At 40.6% G+C, this 942-nt stretch carries 1 protein-coding gene; it reads left to right on the top strand.

The genetic code is table 11. From position 1 onward, the window contains the following. Nucleotides 1-105 precede the first annotated feature (105 nt). Nucleotides 106-942 (top strand): IS4 family transposase (locus A1232T_RS00500; RefSeq protein ID WP_167367014.1); only part of this gene is annotated, 837 nt, incomplete at its 3' end.

Here is a 942-nt window from a genome sequence, read left to right as displayed (position 1 = left end):
AGACCATGCCAAACTTTAACAGACTTAGTGAAACTTTAACTCAAAACCTGAGTATGAACAAGGCAAGAATCAATTGTTTGAGCCTAATGATAATAGCCCTGATTACTGCTCAAAGCAGTAATCTTAAAAAAAATAGCAAGACACCTTCCTAAGGGTGGCAAGACCGACAGTCACTATCGCAGACTACAGCGATTTTTTGCCGAAGCGAGGATAGACTACGATCAACTGGCTTTAATGATATATCGACTATTTGGACTAGGCAAAGTCACCTTAACCATTGACCGCACCAACTGGAAATGGGGTAAAAGTAACCTCAACATCTTTATGCTAGGGGTGGTATATAAAGGGATAGCCATCCCCTTATACTGGCAAATGCTAGATAAGCGAGGTAATACAAACCATCTTGAACGCTGTGAACTTATTGAGCGGTTTATCAAACAATTTGGCAAAGATAACCTTGAGATGATAGTAGCAGACAGAGAGTTTGTTGGCGAAAAATGGTTTAACTGGCTCACCAATAATCACATACCCTTTGCCATACGGATTAAGAAGAACAGTAAAGTTAGGAATCATCAGGGCAAGTTGGTACAGATTAAAGAGTTATTGCGCCATGTTAGCCATCAAGAAACATATCGACATGGGCGAATACTGACTGTCGATGGTTGTTTGGTTCGAGTATTTGCCAAGCGTGATAAAGACTATGGTTTAGTGATTGTCGCAACCAATCAACTAGAAACAGTGGATGCGATGACAAGCTATGCTAAGCGTTGGGAAATTGAGACTTTATTTGCTTGTCTAAAGGGCCGTGGCTTTAATCTTGAAGATACCCACTTAACCCATCTTGATCGGGTCAGTAAATTAGTCGCAGTGAACGCCTTAGCATTTTGTTGGGCTTATCATGTCGGTATTTATAAAGACAAAGATAAGCCGTTAAAACGCAAG

This window comes from Psychrobacter pasteurii (assembly GCF_900162815.1).
Taxonomy (GTDB): domain Bacteria; phylum Pseudomonadota; class Gammaproteobacteria; order Pseudomonadales; family Moraxellaceae; genus Psychrobacter; species Psychrobacter pasteurii.
This window is presented reverse-complemented; position numbering and strand designations above follow the sequence as displayed.